Below are 23,615 nucleotides of genomic sequence, written 5' to 3'. Positions count from 1 at the left end.
TATTCAAACGATGCGCACCTTGATATTCATTGATTAATAGGAATAAATGGCGAATTTCAAACGCAACCACGCCTCAAGCACGTTTATTTCACACGATGTAATTCAATCACGCGTGTGGGCCGCAAATGATTCACCGCGTAATGGATGCGCCCGCGCTCTCTGTAGCTGCTGAGCGGCCGCGAGTCGTCGAACTGATCGTCGGCGGAATAGGCGCCTTGCGGTTCGACCATGCCTTTGTCGATCACCGTGTAGCCCGGTTCGAGCGCGAGCAGCAGATGGTTGCCGCCAATCCGGCTGTCGAAGCCGGCCATGCCGTCGTTCGCCTCGGGCACGCTGTTGTCCAGGCTTGCATTGCTGGTGGTGATCTCGTCCGGCGAGATCGGGCTGTGGCCCGCGATGCGCGCGGCTTCGAGGTTCTTGCCGTCGGTGTCGACGGTGCTGTCGTGCGTGCGGTCGTTGTGCATCTCTGTCGTGCTCGGGCCGCGCTTGGCCGGTGGCGTCGCGGCGTCTGCCGGCTTGTCGATATCGCTGTTCATCATGCGTTCTCCTTGAAGAGGACATGGTTGAAGGTCAGCAAAACCCATTCCGCCCGGCACGGCTCGCTCGCGCGCGTGTTGCGGTGCGCGGGCGCGACGCCCGCAATGCGATACACATGACGGGCATTTCACCAGGCGATTGCGTCGGGGATTCTTTTCGTTTTTTTTAATGGACGCGTATTTTCTACAGAGTATGATCTTACTCCGACGAGCGAAGCGCGGTTAAATTGACGACATGGCCCGGCTAATCCAATCCTGGTCGGAAACAATGAACAACGGTCGCGCGACTCAAAACATTTTACGGGGCTGTCAGGGCGGGTGACACATGCACTTCGATGCTGCATTCACACATCGCGGCTATTTGTTGAATTGCGCGCCGGCACGCGCGGTCGATGGCACTTGGCAACCTTATGTGGTCATCTCGCGCTCGAGCGACGGCGAACTGGTCGCCAACCGTTTCTTCCCCACCGAGTTGCGCTTCTCCGACGAAGCCACCGCCATCGCCCATGCGCGCGATTGGGCAGTGCGCTGGATCGACGCGAGCAGCGTGACCATCTGAAGAAGACACGCGGCCGAAAGCCATGAACGCCCGAGCGCATTCACCTCGGCGCGCGCCAGCCGGCCCGGCTACTGCGCGAGGCGCGGCAAAACGCGGTAATCTCTCGGCATAATCACTTTGAACCGTGCTCGCCGCACGGCGCTGTCCTTCTATGCCTAACGAGCCTTCCCACAACTGGGGTCTCGAACAGATCGTCGCAGACCTGCGCGCGTCGCGCGAACAATTGCATCGCACGCGGCATCCGCTCGGGATTCGCGAGTTGCCATCTCGCGAAGCCGTGGTCGGCATCGTGACCGGTCTGCGCGCGGCATTGTTCCCCACGCACTACGGCGCTCCCGATCTGACCGACGAGACCGTCGACTACTACGTCGGCCATACACTCGAGAGCACCTTGCGCCTGCTCGCCGAACAGATTCGCCGCGCGTTGCGCTTTCTGCCCGAGTTCGCGACGACCTCCGATGCGGATCTGAAAGAGCGCGCGTTCGACGTCGCGCGCGAATTCGGCACGCAGTTACCGGGGATTCGCGCGCTGCTGGTCAGCGACATACAGGCGGCCTTCACCGGCGACCCCGCCGCGCAGCACATCACCGAAATCCTGCTCTGCTATCCGGGTGTGTGGGCGATGACCCATCACCGGCTCGCGCACGCGTTGCATCGCCTCGGCGTGCCATTGCTGGCGCGTTTCATCAACGAGATCGCGCACTCGGCCACCGGCATCGACATTCATCCTGGCGCGACAATCGGGCCAAGCTTCTTCATCGACCATGGCACGGGCGTCGTGATCGGCGAGACCGCGATCATCGGCGAGCGGGTGCGCTTGTATCAGGCCGTGACGCTCGGCGCGAAGAGCTTCGCGGCGGACGGCGACGGTGCGTTGATCAAGGGCAACGCGCGTCATCCGATCGTCGAGGACGACGTGGTGATTTATGCGGGCGCGACGATACTCGGGCGGGTGACGATCGGACGCGGCTCGGTGATCGGCGGCAATGTGTGGCTCACGCATAGCGTGCCGCCGGGCAGCAGCGTGTCGCAAGGCAAGGTGCGTGAAGGCGAGCGCACCGATGACGGGCGGCGTTGAAGGGCCACGTGGATCGAGAGGGATGTGCCGCCGCACGCGTGCGCGATGCAGCGGCGCGTGGCGCTATACAGGTAGGGGGGGCACGAGGCCCCACACTTGCTGGTGCAGTAACAGCATCGGTCTTCGTCAATCGGAGTCACGGCGCGCCCGCCTTCGCCTGGTGCGCGTGGCCTGGTGAGCATGATGCCAGCGCGCAATGCGAACGCAACGCGGTGACGTTCACCCCGCTCGCAAATGCCGCAACAGCGCGAACTCATGCGCGCCATGCGACCACACATGCTCGCCGATAAACCAGGCCGCCGCCCACGAAGCCGCCACCACGATCAGATCGCAATGCCCGCTCTTCCACAGATTCAGCGAATGCCGCCCGGCAATCCACGGTACGCCTAGCGGATTCGGCCAATCGGCGAACAGGTGCATCAGCCCGCCGCACGCGAAGCCGAATGCAGGCGCCGCATAGATCGAATGCCCGAGCCAGTGGTAGGAGACCGCAAGCAGCGCGAGCCATCCCACGCCCCAATGCGTCAATGTGCGGTGCGTGATCCACAGACGCCGCGCGCGCGACCACCACGCGACCTCCAGCCAGTCCGGCGCCGTGCCCCCCGCGATGCCCGCGAAGAAACTCAACAACATGCCGGGAAATGTTTCGCCGCCGCCGATGCGCGCGACGACTGCCGCCGCGATCACGCCGGCTGCGAAACCGGTCGCGTGATGTGCCTTGCTGGATGCCATCGAAACTCGCGACGAGCAGCGTCGCTGGAAAGACAAAGGGCGGCTATGTTCGCAGATGAGCAGATAAAAAAATAGCCGCTGCGCGAGATAAAAATTCGCGCCGCGGCCCGGCTTTCACGACGCCGACAGGTGAGCGCAATATCAGGTCGCGCAGCGTGCGATGTCGAAGCGCATTTCGGCTTCCGGTGGATCGTCCGGTGCGTTCGCGGGATGCATCACCTTGATGACGGAGCCCGCATTGAGCGGCGTCAGCGTGACGAAGTACGAGTTGTTCGAGTCCGAGCCGACCGCGAGTTCCGTCCCTGTGCCGACATGCGACGTGCGCACGCGCGGCAATCGGCTTTCGAGGCATTCGGCGATGTAGGCGGGAGCGCGTTGCGACGACACGTACAGCATCGGCTGGGACGCGTCGCGGGCGGGGCCGCTTGAACCGCAGGCAGCGAGAGAGGCAATGACGGCAACAGCGGAGGTGAGCAGGAGAAGTCTTTTCATGGTCCAATCGTCGGCGTCCCCGGTCGTGCACGGGAACTTGGGGCGCGGGCGAAGCGCAACGTCATGCTTCGCGACGAAGCTGCTGTTCGAGTGCCACGACGTGGGCAACAAGAGCGGCAGCCAGACTCAGTATACCCACCGCGCGCAAGCGCCGTCACCCATAAAAAAGCCCGCGACGTGATCGTGTCACGCGCGGGCCGACTGGTGGCGCGAACCGCTGGATTCGCGCCGCAAGCACTGCGTGGAGAACCTGGAAGCGGTGACGCAGGCCGACAGCCGCAGCCACCTGGTTGCCGGTCGACGACGGCGCCAGCGTATTGATAGCGGCGACGTTCGCGCCGAAGTCGCCCAGTTTCGCCCGACGCATGCTGGTACACGCCTTCCACATACACGTCGCTGCGCCTGCTAAGCGCGTAGTCGCTTTGCAGTGATACCGTGTGCCACTTCGGATCGCCCGAGCCGTTCGAACCTGTCATCCGGCCGTCGGTGAACGTGTACGAGGCCGCGAAGCTCAACGGGCCGTTGTCATACGAAGCGCTGCGGTTGTTCGGCGTACGTGCCCATGAGGCCGGCTGCGACGAGGTTTTTTTTCATATTCAGATAACTCCGGGACAATGCATAGGGAATCGCATTCCAGTGCTTACCGACGATTGCGTGGGTTGCGCCCGTTGAGTGACGATTCGCTGCGAAGTGTATTTTCCGTATTCGGATTTTTAATCCCGGGTGGCGCAACAATCAGTTTTTGAATTCGCCACGGTTAATTCGATTTGCGTAAATGCGGAGAAATAAAAGAACAGATTTTTTATGGATTGATTCGAAGAGGGTTTGTCAAACGCTGCGGCGTTGCCAGTTCGCGACGGTGCGTGCTGAGCCGCATGGGGTGGGCGTTACAAGCCATTACCTTACCCTCGATGATTCATGCCGTTTTGCGTAATTCACTTTTCCGGATTGCACGGAGTATCCGGGTCAATTGCGGTTATACAATTCCCTCGCCCTTTGACCGAGGGTGCCTTTTCATTTTATACGCGGCTTTCGGGCCGCGTTTTTTTGTGGGTTTTTCTAATGAAATCGTAAGTTCGGGTGAATGGCGAAATAAAGCATTTCGTTGGGTGATCGGCGCAGCGGAACTTGTCCGTTCGTCCTGTGCGCGCGGCCGGCACGCGCCGGGCGGGTAGAATTGCGGGCTTCAGATGTGTTTTTCCGCCCCGCGAACGTGAGTGAACCTGTAATGACCGATATACCCCTTCCATCGTCCGACACCGCTGCAGATCTCACGACGGAAGGTTCGTCCGAGCTGGGCGAAATCGTGCACGAAGCGCGTTTGTGGCGCGACGACGGCTGGACCGCGCGCGTCATCAAGAATGAAGACGATGAAGGCTGGGCCGTCGAAATGATCAAGGACGGCGAAGCGGAACCCGCGCTCGTCGGACCGTGGACGATGGGCCGCAATAAGAAAGACCCGAAGCCGCTCGACACGTCGGCGTTCAACACGCTGGTGAAGACCGCATCGGAAGTGCTGCGCCGTCACGAGCAGCAACTGCGCGCGCAATTGCACAAGCAGGTGCGAGTGGCGAGCGCGGACGGTAACGACGAACTCGACATCACGCTGGACATCGTCCCTGACGAAATCGAACCGTATGCGCTGCTGACCGCGCTAGACGCGTTCGGCGAACAGCTCGCGCAGGTGCAGGTCGCGCCCAATTTCAAGCTGAGCAAGGCGAGCGCCGCGGCGTGGGTGGAAAACGAATTTCGCCGTCCGGGCTAGTGGTCGTGCGGTCGCGGTTGCGTTTGCGTCGAGGCTTGACCGCGCTTCAGCTGCGCTTGCAGAAGATCGCCGTGACGAGCGGCGCCACATGGTGCACGATCGCCGTGCTGCCGGCGCCGGCCAGTGCGTCCTGCACTTTGGATTGGCTGCCGAATACCACCACGCCGTAGGCCGAGCGCGCGAGCGGCTCGCCATCGCCGACGCGGAACATGGGGTCGTCTTTTTCGTAGCCGACCACCGCGAATACGCGGAAACCGTACGCGGTCAGATCGGCGCCGGACGCCGGCGAGAACGCGTTGATCGAATTGTGTTCGACGCGTGTCGGCGTCGGATCGATCATCTGCTGCTGCGCGAGGTCGGCGATGAACTGATGGCCGCTCTCATTGCAAGTGAGCGGCGCGTCGAGCGATGCGGCGAAAGCGCTGAACGGCAGCGCGCCCGCGAGAAGAAGGAGTACAGAAGAAATAAAGCGTTTCATAAGCGTAAGCGGCGACCTGGATTCGACGTCGTGGTTTTGCAACGGGCGGCGGCACGATGTCCAGACCCGCGAGACGTTGCGCATCGAGGCCATTCCATGTGACAGGCGCAACTGGGTTCGCACTGTATCGCGATTCGGCAAATCTTGCTTGGCGGCTGACACATGCCGGTGACCAAAGAGCCGCCAGGAAATGTAAGGGAAGAAAGCAATCTTTTTCGATCCCGTATATATTTCCGGGTTATGACTTCGCAACCCCCTCCTCAAATTAATGTTCCGCCGCCCCGCACATGGGACGCCCGGCTCGCTCGCCGGCTCGTGACGCCGTTGGTGAATACCTGGGTCACGCCGAATCATCTGACCACGCTGCGCTTGCTGATCGGGCTGGCAGGCGCACTGTGCCTTGCGCACGGCGAATTCGCGTGGGCCAATGCTGGCGCGCTGCTCATCGTGCTGTCGAACTTCGTCGACCACACCGACGGCGAACTCGCGCGCATCGGCGGCAAGTCGAGTCGAATCGGTCATTTTTACGACCTCGCGTGCGACGCGCTCGTGACCGTGATGTTATTCGTCGGCATGGGGATCGGCGTGGGCGCGGCGCAGATCGGTGGACTGAAGGTCGCGCCGGGCGTGCCTGGCGCGGTGGCCGGCGTGGCGGTCGCGTTGATTTTCTTCCTGCGCATGCGCATCGAGGAGATGGCGGGCAAGGCGGGCACGCAGCAGGCATCGGTCGGCGGCTTCGAAACGGAAGACGTGCTGTACCTGCTGCCGATCGTCACGCTGACGAACGTCGTGATGCCTTTCGTGGTGGTCGCGTCGATCGGCGCGCCGCTGTTCGCCGCCTGGGTCGTGGTCGACTATTGGCGCGTTGCGCGCCGCGCCGCTCGGCCCTCGGGCAAGGAAGCCGGCACTTCCGAAACCCGTCAAAGGTGGGCGAGCGAATGAGTACGCACGCCGAAGACGACGTGATCGCAGGGGCGCCGGTTGAACGTTCCCGTGCTTCGGCGCCGGTGGCCCCGAATGCCGACCACGCGGTTGCGAGCCGCACGCTGACGTTCGACAACCCGCGCCTGCGCAAAGACTTTGCAGCCCAGGGCGCGTTCCTCTATCTGGAAGACTTCCTCGCACCTGAAGTCACCGCCCAGTTGGTCCACAGCGCGCGCGCGCTGCTCGACGAAGTGAACCGCAACTATCTGCCGGGTCACAAGCAGGGCGGCAGCGTGAGCCGTCATACGATCGACCGTCTCGCGCCGTTCATCGCCGAGTTGTATAGCTCGAAGGAACTGATCGGCTGGCTGGAGCAGTTGAGCGGCGACAAACTGCAGGTGTCGCCCGCCGACGACCCGCACGCGTACGCGCTGTATTACTACACGCGGCCGGGCGACCACATCGGCTGGCACTACGATACTTCGTACTATGACGGCCGCCGCTACACGCTGCTGCTCGGCGTGATCGACGAATCATCGTGCCGGCTCGACTACGAACTGCATACGCGCAACCCCGATGTGCCGGACCAGCCGGGCTCGGTGCAGATTCCGCCGGGCGGCCTCGTGTTTTTCGACGGCGACAAGCTGCGTCATCGCATCACGCCGGCCGGCCCGAACGAGATGCGCGTGTCGCTCACGTTCGAATACGTCACCGACCCCAACATGCGCCCGTGGCGCCGTTTCATTTCGAACATGAAGGACGCGATTGCGTACTTCGGATTCCGCCAGGTGTTCCGTCAGATGGCATCGCGTGGCAAGGATCGCGCATGAGTCGCGCGGCCGTGTTTCTGCTGTCGATCGGCACGGCGCTGTTCGTCGGCCTGCTCGCGTGGCAGGGGTTCGGCTCGGTCGCCTCGACGCTGCTCGCAGCGGGTTGGGGGCTCGCGCTCGTCGCGGCGTTCCACGTGGTGCCGCTCGTGCTCGACGCCGGTGCGATCTCGGTGTTGTTCCAGCGTCGCCGCAACGGCGCGCATCACGAGCCGTCGTTGCGCGACGCGCTGCTCGCGCGCTGGATCGGCGAGTCGGTGAATAGCCTGTTGCCGGCGGGGCAGATCGGCGGCCCGGTGGTGATGGTGCGTCAACTGTCCCAACGCGGCATGCGCATGCGCGACGCCGCCTCGGTGATCACAGTCAGCACGACCGCGCAGGCGCTCGCGCAAATTGTCTTCGCACTCGGCGGGCTGCTGCTGTTCGGCGCCTATGCCGCGCACGGCGCACTGCACGATCTGCGAACCGCGACGCTGATCGCCACCGGCGTGCTGGGCGCGATGATCGTCGGCTTCTACTATGCGCAGCGGCGCGGCCTGTTCGGCCGGCTGCTCGGCGTGGTCTCGAAAGTATTCGGCAAGCGCGACTGGTCCGCGCTGATGACGCGCGCGGAAGCCGTCGACGCCGCCGTGGAGGCGCTCTACCGCGAGCGCGGCCTGGTCGCGGCAAGTTTCGCATTGAGTCTGGTGGGCTGGGTGGTCGGCACGGTCGAGGTATGGCTCGCGCTGCGCTTTCTCGGCCATCCGGTCGACTGGATCGACGCGCTGCTGCTCGAAAGCATCGGGCAAGCGATTCGCGGCGCAGCGTTCATGATTCCGGGCTCGCTCGGCGTGCAGGAGGGCGGCTATCTGCTGCTCGCGCCGCTGGTCGGTCTGCCGCCGGACGCGGCGCTGGCGCTGTCGCTCGCCAAGCGCGCGCGTGAAATCCTGCTAGGTCTGCCGGGCCTGCTGGTTTTGCACTTCAGCGAAAGAAGCTGGCAACGGCGGCGCGCCACGGCGCGCGTGCCGGTTGCCGATTAATCTGGGTATTTTTTCAAAGGACCGCGCATGCGTGCCATCATCCTCGCGGCGGGCCTCGGCCTGCGTCTTCAGCAACCGCCGCAAGCTCAGTTCCCGAAATGTCTGTTGCAGTTCGACGGCATGAGCCTGCTCGAACGGCATCTGCAAATGCTCGAAACCGCCGGCGTGACCGATGTCGTGCTGGCGCTCGGCTTTCAGCCGGAATCGGTGCGGGCGGAACTGGAGCGCATCAACTGGCCGCACAAGGTGGAGACCGTGCTGAACCCGCGTTTCGATCTGGGCAGCGTGCTGACGGTGCATACGGTGGCCGATGCGCTCACGCGCGGCGGCGACGTGCTGCTGATGGACGCCGACGTGCTCTATGACGAGCGCATTCTGAGCGCGCTGGTGGCCGGTGAGACGGTCAACCGGCTGTTGATCGACCGCGATTTCGAAACCGGCGACGAGCCCGTGAAGCTGTGTCTGAGAGACGGCGTGCCGGTCGAATTGCGCAAGCAGCTTGCGGTCAATCTCCAGTACGACACGATTGGCGAGTCGGTCGGGTTCTTCCGTTTCCGCGAGGAGACCGCGCGACGTTTCACGCAGATCGTGGCGGGTTATGTCGAAAGCGGCCGGTCCAACATGCCGCACGAAGAAGCCGTGCGCGATCTGCTGCTGGAGCGCAGCCAGGTGTTCGACACCGCCGACGTGACCGGCGCGCCGTGGATCGAAATCGACTTTCCGAACGATGTTGCTCGCGCGAGCACCGAGATCCTGCCGCAATTGCAACCGCTCGTCAGCGCGTCGCGCTAAGCGGCTGTCTGAAGCATCCCGTTGCATGACGAAGGGGAACCGGCCGCACGTCGGTTCCCCTTCGTCGCGTTGCGCGCTCGCGCACGCAAAGTCCCCAACGCAACCACCTATGTTGCGCGCTGCAATGCCATAATCGTCGCTTTACATCGACGGCCTAGCAGCCCCTCGTCCCGCCAATGCCTCTCGCTTTAGGCGCATTCATTGTTCCGCTGATCGTCGCGTGCGCGATGTTCATGGAAAACGTCGACGGCACGGTGATCGTGACGTCCCTGCCCGTTCTGGCGCGCGATCTTGGCCAGGATCCCATCACCCTCAAGCTCGCGGTCACGGCCTATGTGATCGGCCTCGGCGTGTTCATCCCGATCTGCGGCTGGGTGGCCGACCGCTTTGGTTCGCGCACGGTGTTCCGCACGGCCATCGGCGTCTTCATGGCCGGCTCGCTGATGTGCGCGGCGTCCACGTCGCTCGGCACCTTCGTGGTCGCGCGTTTCGTGCAAGGCATTGGCGGCGCGATGATGGTGCCGGTGGGCCGCATCATCATTTTCCGTTCGGTGCCGAAGTCCGAGTTCATTCGCGCGGTCAACTATCTGACGGTGCCGGCCTTGCTCGGGCCGGTGATCGGACCGCCGCTCGGCGGCTTCATCACGACGTATCTGCACTGGCGGCTGATCTTCGTCGTCAATATTCCGATCGGTCTGCTGGGCATCTGGCTCGCGAACAAGCACATCGCCAACGTGCGCGAGGCGCACCCCGGCCGGCTCGACTGGATCGGCTTCGTGCTGTCCGCGAGCGGCGCGTCGCTGTTCATGCTGGGGCTCTCGCTGGTGGGTGGCGAACTGGTGTCGAACCGCGTGTCGATCAGCATGTGCGCGACCGGCGTGGTGCTGCTGGTGCTGTACGCGCTGTACGCGAGCCGCGTCGAATTGCCAGTGCTCGATCTGCGGCTTCTGCGCATCCCGAGTTTTCATGCGAGCGTGGCGGGCGGCTCGCTGTTTCGCATCGGGCTCGGCGCGGTGCCGTTTCTCTTGCCGCTTGCGTTGCAGGAAGGCCTGGGCATGACGGCGTTCCGCGCTGGGTCGATTACCTGCGCGTCCGCGTTCGGATCGATCTTCATGAAGGCGGCGGCCTCACGCATTCTCGGACGCTTCGGCTTTCGCACCGTGCTGATGTTCAACGCGGGCTGCGCGGGCCTCGCGATCGCGGTCTACGGTTTGTTCTTTCCGGGCACGCCGCATTGGTTGATCTGGTGCGTCGTGCTGTTCGGCGGCTTCTTTCCGTCGTTGCAGTTCACGTCGTTGAACACGCTGGCCTATGCTGATATTCCGAGCAGCGATGTCGGCCGTGCGACGAGTGTCGCGAGTGTGATCCAGCAGATTTCGCTGGGACTCGGCGTGACGATCGCGGGCATCGTGCTGCAAATTTCGCACAACGTACAGGGCCATTCGACCATCGTGTTCTCCGACTTCTGGCCCGCGTTCCTCGTGGTCGGCCTGTTCTCGTTCCTGTCGATTCCGGTCACCGCGCGTTTGCCGCAAGGTGCAGGCGATGAGATCGCTCGCGGCCATCGCGGGCGCGTGAAGGTGAACGAAGGTGCAGAAGGTGCGTGAAGCGTAGGAGGTACGCACCTTCCGAAATGTCGTGACTTCGCAAGCCGCGCTGCAAGCGCCCGGAGCGTTACATCGATCAGCCCGCCTGCTCGACCGGCGTCAACGTCAGTTCGAGCCGTTGCGCGCCGCGCAGCACCGTCACGTTGACCGGCTTGTCGATACGCGACGCGTCGAGCGTGCGTTGCAGACTATCCACGTCGTGCACGGCCTGCGCGTCGATCGCGACGATGGTGTCGTCGGTGCGCAGACCGCCGAGCGCCGCCGGACTGCCTTTGACGATCTCCATCACGTGCACGCCGCTTTCCGAACTCAAACCGAAATAGCGCTGCACGCGACGCGATAGCGGCCTCGTGGTGCCGGCCACGCCGATATAGGCGCGCCGCACACGGCCATGCGCGAAAATCTGCATGATGACCCATTTGGCCGTGTCGATCGCGGTGGCAAAACAGATCGCCTGCGCGCCGGGAATGATCGCGGTATTGACGCCGATCACCTGGCCCGCCGAATTGATCAGCGGGCCGCCCGAGTTGCCTGGATTGAGCGCGGCGTCGGTCTGGATCACGTCGTAGATCATGCGGCCGGAGTTCGAGCGCAGCGAGCGGCCCAGCGCCGACACCACGCCCGTCGTCACGGTTTGCGCGAGCCCGAGCGGATTGCCGACGGCGATCGCAATCTGGCCCACGCGCAGCTTCGACGATTCGCCGAGTTCGACATGCGGCAACGGCTCCGGCGAGCCGATGCGCAACACGGCCAGATCGCTGCCGGGGTCGTCGCCGACCAGATCGGCGTCGAACTTCGCGCCGTCGGCGAGTGTCACCCGAATGTGCGTGGCGCCGTGCACGACGTGGCTATTGGTCAGCAGGTAGCCGTCGGGCGTGAACAGAAAACCCGAGCCGGTGCCGCCGCGCGCGCCTCGGTCGCGCCCGGACGGCTCGCCGGGCAGCCGGCGTTCGACGGAGATGAAGGCGACCGCCTGCTGGACGCGTTCGAGCGCACCGATCACGGTGCGGGAATACGCGTCGAGCAGGGCGTCGTCGGATAAGGGGTTGAGTGGGTGCGGCCCGGGGGCGTCGGATGCGGCGCGCGACAGGTCATCGATGAAGCGTGGACGGCTTCCCATGGCGATGCTCCGGATTGGCGGATCCGCAGATGCAGGGCGCGGCGGGGGTTTTCAAGGGCGGGTGGGGGTAGGGTGGGTTGGAGCCGGCTGTGAGACACTTTGAACGCTCAGGCCACAAGGAGACACCCAATGCCAGCAACCACGCCGTCATCCTCCGCCACCGCATCGACCTCGACGGAATCGCATATCGAATCGCTCAGTGCGATCACGCTCGCCACGCACGACATGTCGCGCTCGGTGTCGTTTTATGAAGCGCTCGGCTTTCCGATCAAGTACGGCGGTCCGCGTGAGGCGTTTACATCGTTCGCGTTCGGCGGTTCGTACCTGAACCTGATTGCTGACGCGCGCGCGCCGGTCAACTGGTGGGGCCGCGTGATCTTCTACGTATCGGACGTCGACGCGATCTACCGCAAAGCGCTGGCCGCCGGACTGAAACCATCGCTCGAACCATCCGACGCGCCGTGGGGCGAGCGCTATTTCCACATCACCGATCCGGACGGCCACGAACTCAGTTTCGCGCGGCCATTGCGCTAGGCCATTGCATTAGCGCCGGACAGTCGTGCAAAACTCGCTATCATGAACGTTCACTACGCGTGCTAACCGCACGCGTGCACAAGCATGCAGTGCTCTCGCCAACGCGCGCCCGACACCCGCGGGCCGCCCGGTAGCCGCGGCGGTAACACGGCTGACACCTGGTGCTTCGATAATCGAACGCGTTCGCGTCGCGCTGGCCGCCGCGCGCTTAACCATTTCTGATGCCTGGAGAGCCGCAATGAAAGAGCAGGATTCGAGACCTGAAGCCGAGTGGCTGGCAGAGCGGCAGCGCCGTTTCGAGGAAGACCTCATCGATGCCTACGACGAGGAACTCGAAATGGAGGTCGACGACCGCATCATGGACGGCGCGGATGGCTTCACACCCGAGCATCGCGAAGCGCGCAAGGTGTATTTCCGCGAGCTGTTCCGCTTGCAGGGCGAACTCGTCAAGCTGCAGGACTGGATCGTGCAGACCGGCCATCGCCTCGTGGTCATCTTCGAAGGGCGCGATGCGGCGGGCAAGGGCGGCGCGATCAAGCGCATCACGCAGCGGCTCAATCCGCGCGTGTGCCGGGTGGCGGCGTTGCCGGCGCCGAATAATCGCGAGCGCACGCAATGGTATTTCCAGCGCTACGTGTCGCACCTGCCGGCGGGCGGCGAAATGGTGCTGTTCGATCGCAGCTGGTACAACCGCGCGGGCGTCGAGCGCGTGATGAATTTTTGCAGCGACGAAGAGTATGAAGAGTTTTTCCGCTCGGTGCCGGAATTCGAAAAGATGCTGGTGCGCAGCGGCGTGCAGATTCTCAAATACTGGTTTTCGATTACCGACGAAGAGCAGGAAATCCGCTTTCAGAACCGCATTCACGATCCGCTGAAGCAGTGGAAGCTCAGTCCGATGGATCTGGAAAGCCGGCGCCGCTGGGAAGCCTATACGCAGGCCAAGGAAGTGATGCTGCAGCGCTCGCATATTCCGGAGGCGCCGTGGTGGGTCGTGCAGGCCGTCGACAAGAAGCGCGCGCGTCTGAACTGCATTCATCATCTGCTGAGCCAGGTGCCGTATCACGAGATCGAGCACCCGCAGATCGAATTGCCGGCGCGCGTCTATCACGACGAGTACAGCCGCCAGCCGGTGCCCGGCTCGATGATCGTGCCCGAAATGTATTGAGCGGTTCGTGGTGCAAATGAAAAAGCGCGGGCAAGCCGCGCTTTTTCATTGTCAGGACCCAACGCAAGGCCGGGCCGGTCCCGAAACCGGCCATCGGGCAGGGCGTCGTTAGAACACCATCCGGAACACCCAGTACAGACCCGCCGCCAGCGCGATCGACGCCGGCAGCGTCAGCACCCAGGCGAGCACCAGGCTGCGCACGGTGCCCCATTGCAGGCCCGAGCCGTTGGCCGCCATCGTGCCGGCCACGCCCGAGGACAGCACGTGCGTCGTCGAGACCGGCAAGCCGTACATGTCGGCGGCGCCGATCGTCACCATCGCCACCACTTCGGCCGACGCGCCCTGGCCGTAAGTCAGATGCTGCTTGCCGATTTTCTCGCCGACCGTCACGACGATGCGCTTCCATCCGACCATCGTCCCCAGACCGAGCGCAATCGCCACGGCCACCTTGACCCACGTCGGGATGAACTTGGTGGCGTGATCGGTTTGCGTCTTGAAGTTGGCGATGACCTTGGCGTGCTCCGGCGAGAACGCCGGCTGTTGCGCTTTCAGCATCAGGCGGATCGCTTCGGACGCGACGTACATGTTGTTGCGCACGTTATCGACGATGCTTTGCGGCACTCCGGCCATCGACCCGGATGCACTGACCTGCTTGCCGATCTGCTCGGTCAATTGCTGCAACGCGGGCAACGTGGCGGGCGTCAACTGGCGGGTGCGCACGAACGCTTCGACATCGGCGCGCGGATTCGCCGACGGCGCGGCGCCTTGCGTGTAGTGGGCGAGCGTCGCCGCGGTCTGCTGCGCGACCGCGATGAAGTTTTGCGTTTCCGCCGGCGTGACGGCCTTGTTCAGCGCATACGCGGTCGGCACCGTGCCGATCAGGATCAGCATGATGAGGCCCATGCCTTTCTGGCCGTCGTTCGAACCGTGCGCGAACGACACGCCCGTACAGGTCAGAATCAGCAGGCAGCGAATCCAGAACGGCGGCGGCGCCTTGCCTTTGGGCTCCGCGTACAACTCGGGGACGCGCACCACCGCTTTCAGGATCAGCAGCAGCAAAGCGGCCGCGAGAAAACCCACCAGTGGCGAGAACAGCAAGGACTTGCCGACGCCGAGCGCCTGGTTCCAGTCGACGCCGCTCGTGCCGTTGGCGCCATGCATCAACTGGTTCATCAGGCCCACGCCGATGATCGAGCCGATCAGCGTGTGCGAACTGGACGATGGCAGTCCGAAATACCAGGTGCCGAGATTCCAGATGATCGCGGCGATCAGCAACGCGAACACCATCGCGAAGCCGGCGCTGCTGCCCACCTGCAGGATCAGCTCGACGGGCAGCAATTGCAGAATGCCGAATGCAACCGCACCGCTCGAGGTCAGCACGCCGAGGAAATTCCACGCACCGGACCAGACCACCGCGAGGTTGGGCGTCAGCGAGTGCGTGTAGATCACGGTGGCGACCGCGTTGGCGGTGTCGTGAAAGCCGTTGACGAACTCGAAACCGAGCGCGATCAGCAGCGCGACGCCGAGCAACATAAAGGGCAGAACCGAGCTCTCTCGAACCGATTGCAAATCGTCCATCAGATGCACGGCGCAATAGACTGCACCGACAACGATCACGGCGATAAAGACGAGGAGGCTGAGATTGCGCCCCTTGCCGCCTGCAGCACCAGGTTGCGGATACGAAAGTTCCGGCATGACGTGAGCCCCAGAGTTTGTCGCGGAACTTACGATCCTGCGGGGCCAGCGTGTCGAAATGATGACAGTGGCGTGACGCTCGGGCGCAACCCCTCTGCGCGGGCTTCGGGCCCGCCGGACGGGGCGCGTGCACCGATTCGCCGCGTGGCCGGTGGCGGATAAGGATAGCCGGAGATCCGAAAAGACCTATATTGGTCAGGCGCTCAGGAAGCGCCGATCACCTCGCCGCTGGCGCTGCCGCCGAGGCTCCGTTTGTACGCCTGCGCGACCATCGCGGCAGGCACGCCTTGCGACGGATCGCGGCCCATCGACTCCAGCGTTTCGGCAACCCAGCCTGGGCTGACCGCGTTGACGCGGGCCTTGCCGCGCAATTCGAGCGCAGCCGAACGGACGAACGCTTCCACGCCCGCATTCACGATGCTCACCGCCGCGCTGCCTTGCATTGGCTGTTGCGAGAGCACGCCGCTCGTCAACGTGAACGAGCCGCCTTGCGACACGTGAGCCGCGCCGCAACGCACCAGGTTGACCTGGCCCATCAGCTTGTTGGCGAGACTGAACGCGAAGTCTTCGTCGGAGAGCGCGGCCAACGGCGCGAATTTCGCCGCACCTGCCGCGCAGATGACGGCGTCGAACGTGCCCGCCTGCTGGTACATCGACTCGATGCTGGCTTTGTCGGACAGGTCGACGTGCAGATCGGAGCCCTTGCGGCTCGCGGTGACGATGTCGTGTTCGGCTGAGAGCAGCTTGACGATCTCGCCGCCGATCAGCCCCGTTGCACCGACGATAAGTATTCGCATACATCCTCCTGAGGTAAGCCATGCGCGCTGACAGTCCGGCCGATATGCCGCGCGGACTCGCGCGTCGGCCCAGTGTGCCGGATCATAGGTTTAAAAATAGCCTCTCGCGGTGTGCGGTGCCATGCGATGCGGCCACGAGATGGGACGCAAACCCCACGCCTGAACAACATGCATCGCGCTCTTTCGACGCGTGCCGCCCGCTAAATGCCTGCGCTTTTGCGTAAGGAAGGACCTATTTTTGCTACGCTTCAAAGGAGAGTAGTGGATTCAGGGGAGCAGCAATGAAGCGAGACAGCGGCAAGGCGGTCAGGCAGTCCGCCGCGAGCGAACCAGCCGGCGCCAGCAGCCAGGCGCAGTCGGCTCAAGCGGCCTTCGTGTCGTATGCAGCACCCCTCGTCGATCGCGCGATCGAATTCGCGCATGCGGTACGCGAAGACACGTCGCCCGAAGCGCTGCACCAGCTGCGCGTTTCGCTGCGGCGTTTGCGCTCGCTGTGGTGGGCATTCGACCCCTTGGTCGAGCAGGCCGAGAATACCCGTCAACGCGCGCTGTTCAAGTACCTTGCGGCAGCGGCCGGCAAGACGCGCGACTGGGACATCCTGATCGAACTGCTGACGCAGGAGGACAGCGGCGCGCAAGCCATGGCGCCGAGGCTCCTGGAAGTGCGCGACGGCGCTTTCACGGCCAGTCGCGAAACGCTCGCGAATGCCGATGTCAAAAATCTGCTGCGCGACGCGCTGAGCAGTACCGCGAAAGAATTGAATACCGCCCATGAGCGCGTGCCGCTGCGCAAATTCGCCGCCCGGCGTGTGGACGCGGCGCAGCGTTCGTTGAAAAAACGCATGCAACGCGCGAGCCGCGCGAAGCGCTCCAACTACCCCGCCTTTCACGATGTCAGGAAAGCCGCCAAGAAGCTGCGTTATCTGCTCGATTTTTTCGAGCCGGTTTTGAAGGGCGGCCGCAAGCACACGATGAAGCGCCTGAAGCAGATTCAGAAACGCTTCGGTGCGCTGAACGATGTCGTTGCAAGCGAGGGGCTGCTACGCGATCACACCGCGTTGCTGGCCGGTCTCGACACCGGGGCGGCGCTTGACTGGCTGGACAAAGAGCGCAAACGCCGCCTGCGCACAGCCGCTGGACTGCTGTGAAGATGATGATGCGCGCTACGTCCGCAGCCGTCGCCGGGCGGCGCGCTTAATGCGAGCTAAACGCAGCGAGGGCCACCGAAGGGGAGCCAACGAAGCCCGTGCGTCGGCGCTGAAACGGCCGGCGTCGCGGATCACTTGCGAAGGAGGCGCTGCGCACGTGGCACGTCAAACGCTTTCGCTGCGTCGTCGGTTGCGCAAGCTGCTGCGCGCGGCCGGGGGCGGGGTGACGCGGTACATGGGCAACCATCCACTGGTCGCCGGGATGGCCGGGACCGTGGTCGCGCTGGCAATGGCCGGCTTGACGCTGCTCACGCTGGCGATGGGCCGCGCCGACGCGCTCGATCATGCGCGTCAAACTTCGCAAAACCTTGTCGCGATCATTTCCTCCGACCTCGAACGCAATGTCGAGATCTACGACCTGTCGTTGCGGTCGATGGTGGATGGCGCGCGCGTGGCGGCCGCGTCGACGCTGCCCATCGGCGTGCGCCGCGCGATGCTGTTCGACCGCGCGACCACGGCGGCCTACCTGGGAGGCGCCTATGTGATCGGCCCGACCGGCGCGGTGATCCTGTCGCAGAGCGACGAGATCGACGCCGGCGTTCGCCTCGCCGACCGCGACTATTTTCTGGCTCATCAGCGCAATCCCGACGTGGGCCTGTTTTTCTCGCACCCGTTTCACTCGCGGTTGCGCGACGGCCAACTGACGATCGGGCTCACGCGGCGCATCGACGACGCCAGCGGCGCCTTTGCGGGCGTCGCGCTGCTGGCGATCCGCATCGAATACTTCCAGCATCTGCTCGACCGGATCGACACCGGCGAACTGGGCTCCGTATTCATCGTGATGCAGGACGGCACGTTGCTCGCGCGCAAGCCGTTTTTTCCGCGCGACATCGGCTCGAGCATGGCGAAGTTGCCGACCTTCGTCACGATGGCCGAGCGCAACGCCGGCAGCTACGTGGCGGATTCGACGATCGACGGCGTGCGCCGCATCTACACCTTCGCGCGTGTGCCGGGCACGCCGCTGATCGCGGCCGTGGCGCCCGCCGTCGACGAAGTGCTCGCGCCGTGGTGGCATCGCAGCCGGATTGCCGGCGCGGCGACGCTCACGTTGGGCGCGGTGTTCGTGATGGTGTCGTGGCTGCTGGCGTTCGCGCTGCGCGACAAGCAACGCGCGCAGGCCGCGCTGCTGCGTCTGGCCGCCACCGACCCGCTGACCGGCCTCAGCAATCGCCGCGTGCTCGATTCCCGGCTCGACGAAGAATGGCGGCGCGCGCGGCGCAGCGGGCGGCCGTTGTCGGTGCTGTTCATCGACGTCGATCACTTCAAGCAATTCAATGACACGTACGGCCATGCGTGCGGCGACGAGGCGTTGAGCGCGGTTGCCGAATGCATCGCGGCGACGGTGCGGCGCTCGATCGACGTCGTGGCGCGCTATGGCGGCGAGGAGTTCGCGGTGGTGTTGCCGGAGACGGCGGCCGAGGGCGCGCACAGCGTCGCGGAGAAAATCCGCCGCAAGGTGCAGGGCCTGCATGTGGTGCAGAGCGACGGAGAGAACATCGCGGTGACGGTGAGCATCGGCTGTGCAACCTGTGTGCCGGCCGAGGGCGAGAACGCGTTCGATCTGCTGGCCGCCGCCGACCGGCAGCTCTACGCAGCGAAGACGGGCGGGCGCAACCGGATCTGCTCGGCGCAGTGGACGGCGCGTTCGATGGCGCAGGACTCGTCGGCGTGAGCGTGAATGCGAATGTGAGCGGGAGCACCGATCGCGGCGTGGCAGCAGCCAACGCGTGCCCCGCCGCCAGCCTCACGTGCCTGGACTGCTGCGTGGCGCGAATCCGCGCAGCGTGATCGCGTCACGCGCGTCGCCGCGTGACTGCGGCACGCGTTTGCCGCCCGGTTCTTCCGCCGATGCCAGCAGCTCGACCGGAAAGCCGCGCCGCTGCCATGCGTCGAGCCCGCCGTGCAAGGCGCGAATCCGCGTGTAGCCATTGCTGCGCATGCGCTGCGTGACTTCGCTGGCGGTCGCGCTGTCCGGGCAGATGCAGTAGATCACGCTGTCAAAGGCGCGCAGCGCGTTGTCCAACTGCTCGGGCGAGTGAGGATCGAGCGCCAGCGCGCCGGGTATGCGGCGCGGCGCGTCGAACACCGGCCCGGCGGGACGCGCGTCGAGCACCTTGGGCGCCGGAATGCGGCGCCTTGCACGAGCGGCACGTTGCGCCGCCGCGTCCGCGAACTTGCGCTGCGCGCGGCGTCGCAGTTGCAGACGGTACAGCAGGTAAATCAACCCCGTGCCCAACAGAATATCGACGACCGTGCCGCCGCGCGATTTGACGAACTCGAGCAGCATGTGCAGCTCCCGCTCCGCGGCGGCGCCGCCGAGCAGCCAGAACGTGGCCCACGCAACCGCGCTCGTCAGATCCCAGATTGCGTAGATGCGGCTGTCGACGGCGGTGGTGCCCATCAGCGGCGGCGTGATGAGCCCGAGCCCGGGGACGAATTTCGAGACCGACACGAGCGGCACGCCAAAGCGCTCGAACAACGAGCGGGCGGTCTCGACTTTCGAATCGACGGCGGGCGACAGACGGCCGAGCGCGGCGAGCAGCTCACGGCCATAGAGGCGGCCGGCGGCAAACCAGGCACCGTCGCCGATCATCGCGCCGAGGACCGCCGCGCCGAGGATCGGCCAGAAGGAGAGGGTGCCCGCGGCGATCGCCGAGCCCGCGAACAGCAGCATCGGAACCGCTGGAATCGGCACGCCGAGACGCGTCAACGTGACGTTGACAAACACGGCTGCGCCGCCCCAGGTTGAAATCGCCGAAGACGGAATTTCTACCAATTGAGGAGCTCCTGTTAATGCGGTTGGGCCGGCGTGTTCCGGGGTTGCCCGACGCTCATGCAAGGGCTGTTCCCGGCGCGCGGGCCGGTGGATCGTTTGTCCAACCGGTGCTCCGTGCGCTCAGCATACCCGACGGATCGTGGGCCGGGACGACGTAGGGGGCGACCGCATGAACGCGCGGGCGGATTCGCGGCGAGCGGCTCGTGGCGAGGCTCGCGAGGGCGGCGGGGTTGACGCGCGGGTTGGGTGCCGGTTCGGCCGGGACTGGGGGCGTCCGCGCATGAACCTGGGATAGACAGGGTGCCTGCTTCGAGCGATGACGATGGTCGGGACCGGCTTGCCCGTCGATGCGAACGCGCCGCGCGCTGGGTTACGTGCCCGTGAGGGCCGTCCCGGGTTGCGTGAGTGGATATGCGAGCGCCACGCAGGTCAGCGTTGCCCAAGCCCGGCCCGACGACGACCGCGCTCGCGCCGACCTGCGCGGCGCGAAGGGGCCACTAAAGCAGCGGCCGAAGTGGCCGCGTGAGCGTGCTGCCCAAAGTGGCTGCACGAAACACCCGAACCCCGGGCCGCCGCTCCCCGCGGCTTCCGCTCAGGTATTCGCGACCGACACCACCCCCGGGTTCCCAACGATCGCCAAAAACTCCCTGCGCGTCGACGGATCGGTGCGGAACGTGCCCAGCATGCGCGACGTGACCATCGTCACGCCGGCCTTGTGCACGCCGCGCGTCGACATGCATTGGTGCGCCGCTTCGAGTATCACGCCGACGCCCTCCGGTTGCAGCACGTCGTTCAACGTGTCGGCGATCTGCACGGTCATCTTTTCCTGGATCTGCAGCCGCTTGGCGAACGCATCGACGAGGCGCGCCAGCTTCGAGATGCCGACTACCCGATGGCCGGGCAGATACGCGACGTGCGCGCGCCCGATGATCGGCACCATGTGATGTTCGCAATAACTTTCGAAGCGGATGTCTTTCAGCACGATCATCTCGTCGTAGCCGTCCACTTCGGAGAAGGTGCGGGCGAGAATCTCGCGTGGGTCGACCTGGTAGCCGGCGAAGAACTCCTCGTACGCGCGCACCACGCGCCCGGGCGTATCGATCAGACCTTCGCGCTGCGGATCGTCGCCGGCCCAGCGCAACAGCACGCGAACGGCGGCTTCAGCTTCATCGCGGCTCGGGCGTTGCGCGGCCGCTGCGGGTTTGGTTTTCTTTGCCTTGCTGCTGGTCATGCGTCGCTCCTCCGGGATCGCGCGTCGACCCTGTACGGAGCGCGCGGGTTCAATGAGTGCGGCCATTGTTCCATGTTTTGCGTTCAATCGTGTCGATGTCCCCTTTGGGAGTCGGGGCGCCCGCGTTGGGGCTATCGTTGGGACTGCTTCGGGACCGCCCAGGAGCGTTCCCGGATAGTCCCGGATGGAGTCACTTCGGCCACTCGTCCATCGCGTCGTTGAACAGCTCGGCAACCACGCCGCGCAGCCAGCTCAGGCGCGGATCGTTGTGAAACTTGCGATGCCAGTGCTGGCGCAGATCGAAGCGCGGCAACGGCAGCGGCGGCTCGACCAGTGTGATCGACGCATGCTCCGACACATACGCGAAGCCGATCGCGTGCGGCACCGTCGCGAGCAGATCGCTGCGCGCGAGGATGAACGGCAGGCTCATGAAGTGCGGCGTTTCGAGCACCGCGCGGCGCTTGATGCGTTTCTTTTCCAGGTACTGTTCGAGGATTTCCTGGCTGCGGCCCTCGGCGCGCACCACCGCGTGACCGGCGGCCACGAACTGGGCGAGCGTGAGCGGGGCCCTGGACAGCGGATGCCCCGTGCGCATCAGGCAGATGAAACGGTGCGTGAAGAGCCGCTGCTGGAAGAAGTTGTTGCCCGCGAGGTCCGGGAAATAGCCGACCGCGAGGTCGACGTCGCCCGATTCGAGGCCGCGTTCCACCTGCGACGGCGACAACGTCACCGAGCGCAGATTCGCGCTCGGCGCGCGTTCGGCGAAGATCTGCAGAAGCCGCGGCAGGAACACGATCTCGCCGACATCGGACAGCGCGAGCGAGAAGGTATGGGTACTGGTGGCCGGATCGAAGTCCTGCACGTCGAGCATGCCTTTCTCGATGCGCAGCAGCGCGTCGCGGGCGGCGGGCAGGATCGCGAGCGCGCGCGGCGTGGGCTCCATGCCTTTGGACGTGCGCACGAACAGAGGATCGTTGAAGTATTCCCGCAGGCGGCCCAACGCGGTGCTCACGCGCGGCTGGCTCACGCCGAGCTGTTCGGCGGCGCGGCTGACGTTGCGGGTGTCTTCCATCGCGACCAGATAGGGGATCAGGTTCAGATCCAGTTGTGTCTCGGACATGCTGTTGATTTGCCTGCGGCGCTGGATAAGGCTGGGAGTGTATGGCTATTCGCGATTGACATAGAGGGTAGTCGAGAAATCGCCCATGTGGATAGTGGGTTTTTCTCTGGCGGGCCGACGTGCGGCTCGGTGCAGCGGGCCCCCACGTTGCTCGGGCTCACGCGCAACGAACCCGTCATTGTCGCGGGCCAGAACCTATGATTAAGGGGATTTCCCTGCCTTGACAACCCGCCCGAAGGGCAACCATAATCGCCGGAACGTTCGCTAAACGAATCCATGTTCATACTGCGAACAAATCGGCAGTGAACCCACCGAAGGCGCCAGCTTGCATTCTCCACTGCGCGAGCCGCCGCCGCCCGCATTGGCCCGGAGACCGTTCCGCGGCAGCGCTGCCGGCCCACACGGCAGTCAGCTCCACGGCATGCAGCGCCCCAAAAGGAAATTCGACATGATCAACAAGATTTTCGAGTCACTTCAATCGGCGGTCGCCGATGTCCACGATGGCGCGACCGTCATGATCGGCGGCTTCGGCACGGCCGGCATGCCGTCCGAGCTGATCGACGCGCTCATCGAGCAGGGCGCGCGCGACCTCACCATCGTCAACAACAATGCGGGCAATGGCGACATCGGCCTTGCGGCGCTGCTCAAGGCCAAGCGCGTGCGCAAGATCATCTGCTCATTCCCGCGCCAGACCGACTCGTATGTGTTCGACGCGCTGTATCGCGCGGGAGAGATCGAACTCGAACTGGTGCCGCAAGGCAACCTCGCGGAGCGCATCCGTGCGGCGGGCGCGGGCATCGGCGGTTTCTTCACGCCGACCGCTTACGGCACCAAGCTCGCCGAAGGCAAGGAAACCCGTCTGATCGACGGCAGGCATTACGTGCTGGAGTCGCCGCTGCATGCCGACTTCGCGCTCATCAAGGCGTACAAGGGCGATCGCTGGGGCAACCTCGTCTATCGCAAGACCGCTCGCAATTTCGGCCCGATCATGGCAAGCGCGGCGAAAACCGCGATCGTGCAGGTGTCGGAAGTGGTGCCGCTCGGCGCGCTCGATCCGGAAAACATCGTAACCCCCGGCATTTTCGTGCAGCGCGTGATTGCAGTGCCGCAAGCGGCACATGCCCCCACGCCCAATCCTCACGACGCTGCTGCCTGAACCG

The 23,615-nt window shown here is 64.5% G+C and carries 23 protein-coding genes and 1 pseudogene; 13 read left to right on the top strand and 11 right to left on the bottom strand.

The features are described 5' to 3' along the window. Positions 1–83: 83 nt before the first annotated feature. Positions 84–536 carry a DUF3005 domain-containing protein gene (locus FVF58_RS17065; RefSeq protein WP_149671165.1) on the bottom strand — a complete coding sequence of 151 codons (453 nt, stop codon included), beginning with the start codon at positions 534–536 and terminating at the stop codon, positions 84–86. A 325-nt stretch (positions 537–861) separates the two neighbouring features. Here FVF58_RS17065 and FVF58_RS17060 point away from each other — a divergent pair, with 325 nt between their 5' ends. Then, the gene (locus tag FVF58_RS17060) at positions 862–1,095 is read left to right on the top strand and encodes a hypothetical protein (RefSeq protein ID WP_149671047.1); all 234 of its coding nucleotides are present in this window, start codon (positions 862–864) and stop codon (positions 1,093–1,095) included. Positions 1,096–1,246: 151 nt separating this feature from the next. Next, a complete protein-coding gene (gene epsC / locus FVF58_RS17055) occupies positions 1,247–2,173 on the top strand; it encodes a serine O-acetyltransferase EpsC (protein ID WP_149671046.1) in 927 nt (308 codons plus the stop codon). Between the two features lie 219 nt (positions 2,174–2,392). Here the strand turns inward: epsC and FVF58_RS17050 are convergent, their stop codons facing one another. The 3 genes and pseudogenes from FVF58_RS17050 to FVF58_RS17040 all read right to left on the bottom strand — a co-directional run. Then, a complete protein-coding gene (locus tag FVF58_RS17050) occupies positions 2,393–2,905 on the bottom strand; it encodes a metal-dependent hydrolase (protein ID WP_149671045.1) in 513 nt (170 codons plus the stop codon). Positions 2,906–3,046: 141 nt separating this feature from the next. Further along, on the bottom strand, positions 3,047–3,397 hold the full coding sequence (locus tag FVF58_RS17045) for a sugar ABC transporter ATPase (protein ID WP_188130848.1): 351 nt from the start codon (positions 3,395–3,397) through the stop codon (positions 3,047–3,049). Positions 3,398–3,650: 253 nt separating this feature from the next. Further along, a pseudogene (locus FVF58_RS17040) lies at positions 3,651–3,912 on the bottom strand (porin); the annotation flags it as partial. 713 nt (positions 3,913–4,625) lie between these two features. Between FVF58_RS17040 and FVF58_RS17035 the strand changes: the two are divergent. Further along, a complete protein-coding gene (locus FVF58_RS17035) occupies positions 4,626–5,162 on the top strand; it encodes a hypothetical protein (protein ID WP_149671043.1) in 537 nt (178 codons plus the stop codon). 46 nt (positions 5,163–5,208) lie between these two features. On the opposite strand, the gene FVF58_RS17030 is transcribed toward FVF58_RS17035, so the two are convergent. Beyond that, on the bottom strand, positions 5,209–5,640 hold the full coding sequence (locus FVF58_RS17030) for a hypothetical protein (protein ID WP_149671042.1): 432 nt from the start codon (positions 5,638–5,640) through the stop codon (positions 5,209–5,211). A 240-nt stretch (positions 5,641–5,880) separates the two neighbouring features. On the opposite strand from FVF58_RS17030, the gene FVF58_RS17025 reads away from it, so the two are divergent. From FVF58_RS17025 to FVF58_RS17005, 5 genes are all read left to right on the top strand, one after another. Further along, a complete protein-coding gene (locus FVF58_RS17025; RefSeq protein WP_149671041.1) occupies positions 5,881–6,582 on the top strand; it encodes a CDP-alcohol phosphatidyltransferase family protein in 702 nt (233 codons plus the stop codon). Beyond that, positions 6,579–7,394, top strand: a complete 816-nt coding sequence (locus FVF58_RS17020; RefSeq protein ID WP_149671040.1) for a HalD/BesD family halogenase — start codon at positions 6,579–6,581, stop codon at positions 7,392–7,394. Before FVF58_RS17025 ends, FVF58_RS17020 begins: the two co-directional genes overlap by 4 nt. Continuing rightward, on the top strand, positions 7,391–8,410 hold the full coding sequence (locus FVF58_RS17015; RefSeq protein ID WP_149671039.1) for a lysylphosphatidylglycerol synthase domain-containing protein: 1,020 nt from the start codon (positions 7,391–7,393) through the stop codon (positions 8,408–8,410). Before FVF58_RS17020 ends, FVF58_RS17015 begins: the two co-directional genes overlap by 4 nt. 27 nt (positions 8,411–8,437) lie before the next feature. Beyond that, positions 8,438–9,202, top strand: a complete 765-nt coding sequence (locus FVF58_RS17010) for a phosphocholine cytidylyltransferase family protein (protein ID WP_149671038.1) — start codon at positions 8,438–8,440, stop codon at positions 9,200–9,202. Positions 9,203–9,378: 176 nt separating this feature from the next. Next, complete coding sequence (locus FVF58_RS17005) at positions 9,379–10,809, top strand: MFS transporter (RefSeq protein WP_149671037.1); 1,431 nt, start codon at positions 9,379–9,381, stop codon at positions 10,807–10,809. Between the two features lie 76 nt (positions 10,810–10,885). On the opposite strand, the gene FVF58_RS17000 is transcribed toward FVF58_RS17005, so the two are convergent. Next, a complete protein-coding gene (locus FVF58_RS17000; RefSeq protein ID WP_149671036.1) occupies positions 10,886–11,929 on the bottom strand; it encodes a S1C family serine protease in 1,044 nt (347 codons plus the stop codon). A gap of 129 nt (positions 11,930–12,058) precedes the next feature. On the opposite strand from FVF58_RS17000, the gene FVF58_RS16995 reads away from it, so the two are divergent. Further along, positions 12,059–12,463: a VOC family protein gene (locus tag FVF58_RS16995; protein ID WP_149671035.1), complete on the top strand. Its 405-nt coding sequence runs from the start codon at positions 12,059–12,061 to the stop codon at positions 12,461–12,463. Positions 12,464–12,701: 238 nt separating this feature from the next. Further along, positions 12,702–13,628: a polyphosphate kinase 2 gene (gene ppk2 / locus FVF58_RS16990; protein ID WP_149671034.1), complete on the top strand. Its 927-nt coding sequence runs from the start codon at positions 12,702–12,704 to the stop codon at positions 13,626–13,628. Positions 13,629–13,736: 108 nt separating this feature from the next. Here ppk2 and FVF58_RS16985 read toward each other — a convergent pair whose 3' ends face one another. Together FVF58_RS16985 and FVF58_RS16980 are read right to left on the bottom strand one after the other, a co-directional pair. Beyond that, positions 13,737–15,323: an inorganic phosphate transporter gene (locus FVF58_RS16985; protein WP_149671033.1), complete on the bottom strand. Its 1,587-nt coding sequence runs from the start codon at positions 15,321–15,323 to the stop codon at positions 13,737–13,739. A 203-nt stretch (positions 15,324–15,526) separates the two neighbouring features. Next, a complete protein-coding gene (locus tag FVF58_RS16980) occupies positions 15,527–16,120 on the bottom strand; it encodes a short chain dehydrogenase (protein ID WP_149671032.1) in 594 nt (197 codons plus the stop codon). A gap of 281 nt (positions 16,121–16,401) precedes the next feature. On the opposite strand from FVF58_RS16980, the gene FVF58_RS16975 reads away from it, so the two are divergent. Further along, on the top strand, positions 16,402–17,268 hold the full coding sequence (locus FVF58_RS16975) for a CHAD domain-containing protein (protein ID WP_149671031.1): 867 nt from the start codon (positions 16,402–16,404) through the stop codon (positions 17,266–17,268). 157 nt (positions 17,269–17,425) lie between these two features. Beyond that, positions 17,426–19,000 carry a GGDEF domain-containing protein gene (locus FVF58_RS16970; protein ID WP_149671030.1) on the top strand — a complete coding sequence of 525 codons (1,575 nt, stop codon included), beginning with the start codon at positions 17,426–17,428 and terminating at the stop codon, positions 18,998–19,000. A 72-nt stretch (positions 19,001–19,072) separates the two neighbouring features. On the opposite strand, the gene FVF58_RS16965 is transcribed toward FVF58_RS16970, so the two are convergent. The 3 genes from FVF58_RS16965 to FVF58_RS16955 form a co-directional block, all read right to left on the bottom strand. Next, positions 19,073–20,104 (bottom strand): VTT domain-containing protein, encoded by a 1,032-nt coding sequence (locus FVF58_RS16965; RefSeq protein WP_149671029.1) that lies wholly within the window; start codon positions 20,102–20,104, stop codon positions 19,073–19,075. 592 nt (positions 20,105–20,696) lie between these two features. Beyond that, on the bottom strand, positions 20,697–21,335 hold the full coding sequence (folE, locus tag FVF58_RS16960; protein ID WP_149671028.1) for a GTP cyclohydrolase I FolE: 639 nt from the start codon (positions 21,333–21,335) through the stop codon (positions 20,697–20,699). Between the two features lie 190 nt (positions 21,336–21,525). Beyond that, entirely contained in the window at positions 21,526–22,455 is a 930-nt protein-coding gene (locus FVF58_RS16955) for a LysR family transcriptional regulator (RefSeq protein ID WP_149671027.1), read from the bottom strand. Positions 22,456–22,903: 448 nt separating this feature from the next. On the opposite strand from FVF58_RS16955, the gene FVF58_RS16950 reads away from it, so the two are divergent. After that, on the top strand, positions 22,904–23,611 hold the full coding sequence (locus tag FVF58_RS16950; protein WP_149671026.1) for a 3-oxoacid CoA-transferase subunit A: 708 nt from the start codon (positions 22,904–22,906) through the stop codon (positions 23,609–23,611). The last annotated feature ends 4 nt before the right edge of the window (positions 23,612–23,615 follow it).

The sequence above is a fragment of the Paraburkholderia panacisoli genome (genome assembly GCF_008369935.1).
GTDB classification, from domain to species: domain Bacteria; phylum Pseudomonadota; class Gammaproteobacteria; order Burkholderiales; family Burkholderiaceae; genus Paraburkholderia; species Paraburkholderia panacisoli.
This window is presented reverse-complemented; position numbering and strand designations above follow the sequence as displayed.

Excerpts from the sequence above, each read along its gene's own strand:
- FVF58_RS17015 (WP_149671039.1), top strand. The coding sequence starts at position 7,391 with ATGAGTCGCGCGGCCGTGTTTCTGCTGTCGATCGGCACGGCGCTGTTC.
- FVF58_RS17005 (WP_149671037.1), top strand. The coding sequence starts at position 9,379 with ATGCCTCTCGCTTTAGGCGCATTCATTGTTCCGCTGATCGTCGCGTGC.
- FVF58_RS17060 (WP_149671047.1), top strand. The coding sequence starts at position 862 with ATGCACTTCGATGCTGCATTCACACATCGCGGCTATTTGTTGAATTGC.
- FVF58_RS16975 (WP_149671031.1), top strand. The coding sequence starts at position 16,402 with ATGAAGCGAGACAGCGGCAAGGCGGTCAGGCAGTCCGCCGCGAGCGAA.
- FVF58_RS17035 (WP_149671043.1), top strand. The coding sequence starts at position 4,626 with ATGACCGATATACCCCTTCCATCGTCCGACACCGCTGCAGATCTCACG.
- FVF58_RS16955 (WP_149671027.1), bottom strand. The coding sequence starts at position 22,455 with ATGTCCGAGACACAACTGGATCTGAACCTGATCCCCTATCTGGTCGCG.
- FVF58_RS17000 (WP_149671036.1), bottom strand. The coding sequence starts at position 11,929 with ATGGGAAGCCGTCCACGCTTCATCGATGACCTGTCGCGCGCCGCATCC.
- FVF58_RS17030 (WP_149671042.1), bottom strand. The coding sequence starts at position 5,640 with ATGAAACGCTTTATTTCTTCTGTACTCCTTCTTCTCGCGGGCGCGCTG.
- folE (WP_149671028.1), bottom strand. The coding sequence starts at position 21,335 with ATGACCAGCAGCAAGGCAAAGAAAACCAAACCCGCAGCGGCCGCGCAA.
- epsC (WP_149671046.1), top strand. The coding sequence starts at position 1,247 with ATGCCTAACGAGCCTTCCCACAACTGGGGTCTCGAACAGATCGTCGCA.
- FVF58_RS17065 (WP_149671165.1), bottom strand. The coding sequence starts at position 536 with ATGAACAGCGATATCGACAAGCCGGCAGACGCCGCGACGCCACCGGCC.
- FVF58_RS17050 (WP_149671045.1), bottom strand. The coding sequence starts at position 2,905 with ATGGCATCCAGCAAGGCACATCACGCGACCGGTTTCGCAGCCGGCGTG.
- FVF58_RS16995 (WP_149671035.1), top strand. The coding sequence starts at position 12,059 with ATGCCAGCAACCACGCCGTCATCCTCCGCCACCGCATCGACCTCGACG.
- FVF58_RS17020 (WP_149671040.1), top strand. The coding sequence starts at position 6,579 with ATGAGTACGCACGCCGAAGACGACGTGATCGCAGGGGCGCCGGTTGAA.
- FVF58_RS16950 (WP_149671026.1), top strand. The coding sequence starts at position 22,904 with ATGATCAACAAGATTTTCGAGTCACTTCAATCGGCGGTCGCCGATGTC.
- FVF58_RS16985 (WP_149671033.1), bottom strand. The coding sequence starts at position 15,323 with ATGCCGGAACTTTCGTATCCGCAACCTGGTGCTGCAGGCGGCAAGGGG.
- ppk2 (WP_149671034.1), top strand. The coding sequence starts at position 12,702 with ATGAAAGAGCAGGATTCGAGACCTGAAGCCGAGTGGCTGGCAGAGCGG.
- FVF58_RS16980 (WP_149671032.1), bottom strand. The coding sequence starts at position 16,120 with ATGCGAATACTTATCGTCGGTGCAACGGGGCTGATCGGCGGCGAGATC.
- FVF58_RS17010 (WP_149671038.1), top strand. The coding sequence starts at position 8,438 with ATGCGTGCCATCATCCTCGCGGCGGGCCTCGGCCTGCGTCTTCAGCAA.
- FVF58_RS17025 (WP_149671041.1), top strand. The coding sequence starts at position 5,881 with ATGACTTCGCAACCCCCTCCTCAAATTAATGTTCCGCCGCCCCGCACA.
- FVF58_RS17045 (WP_188130848.1), bottom strand. The coding sequence starts at position 3,397 with ATGAAAAGACTTCTCCTGCTCACCTCCGCTGTTGCCGTCATTGCCTCT.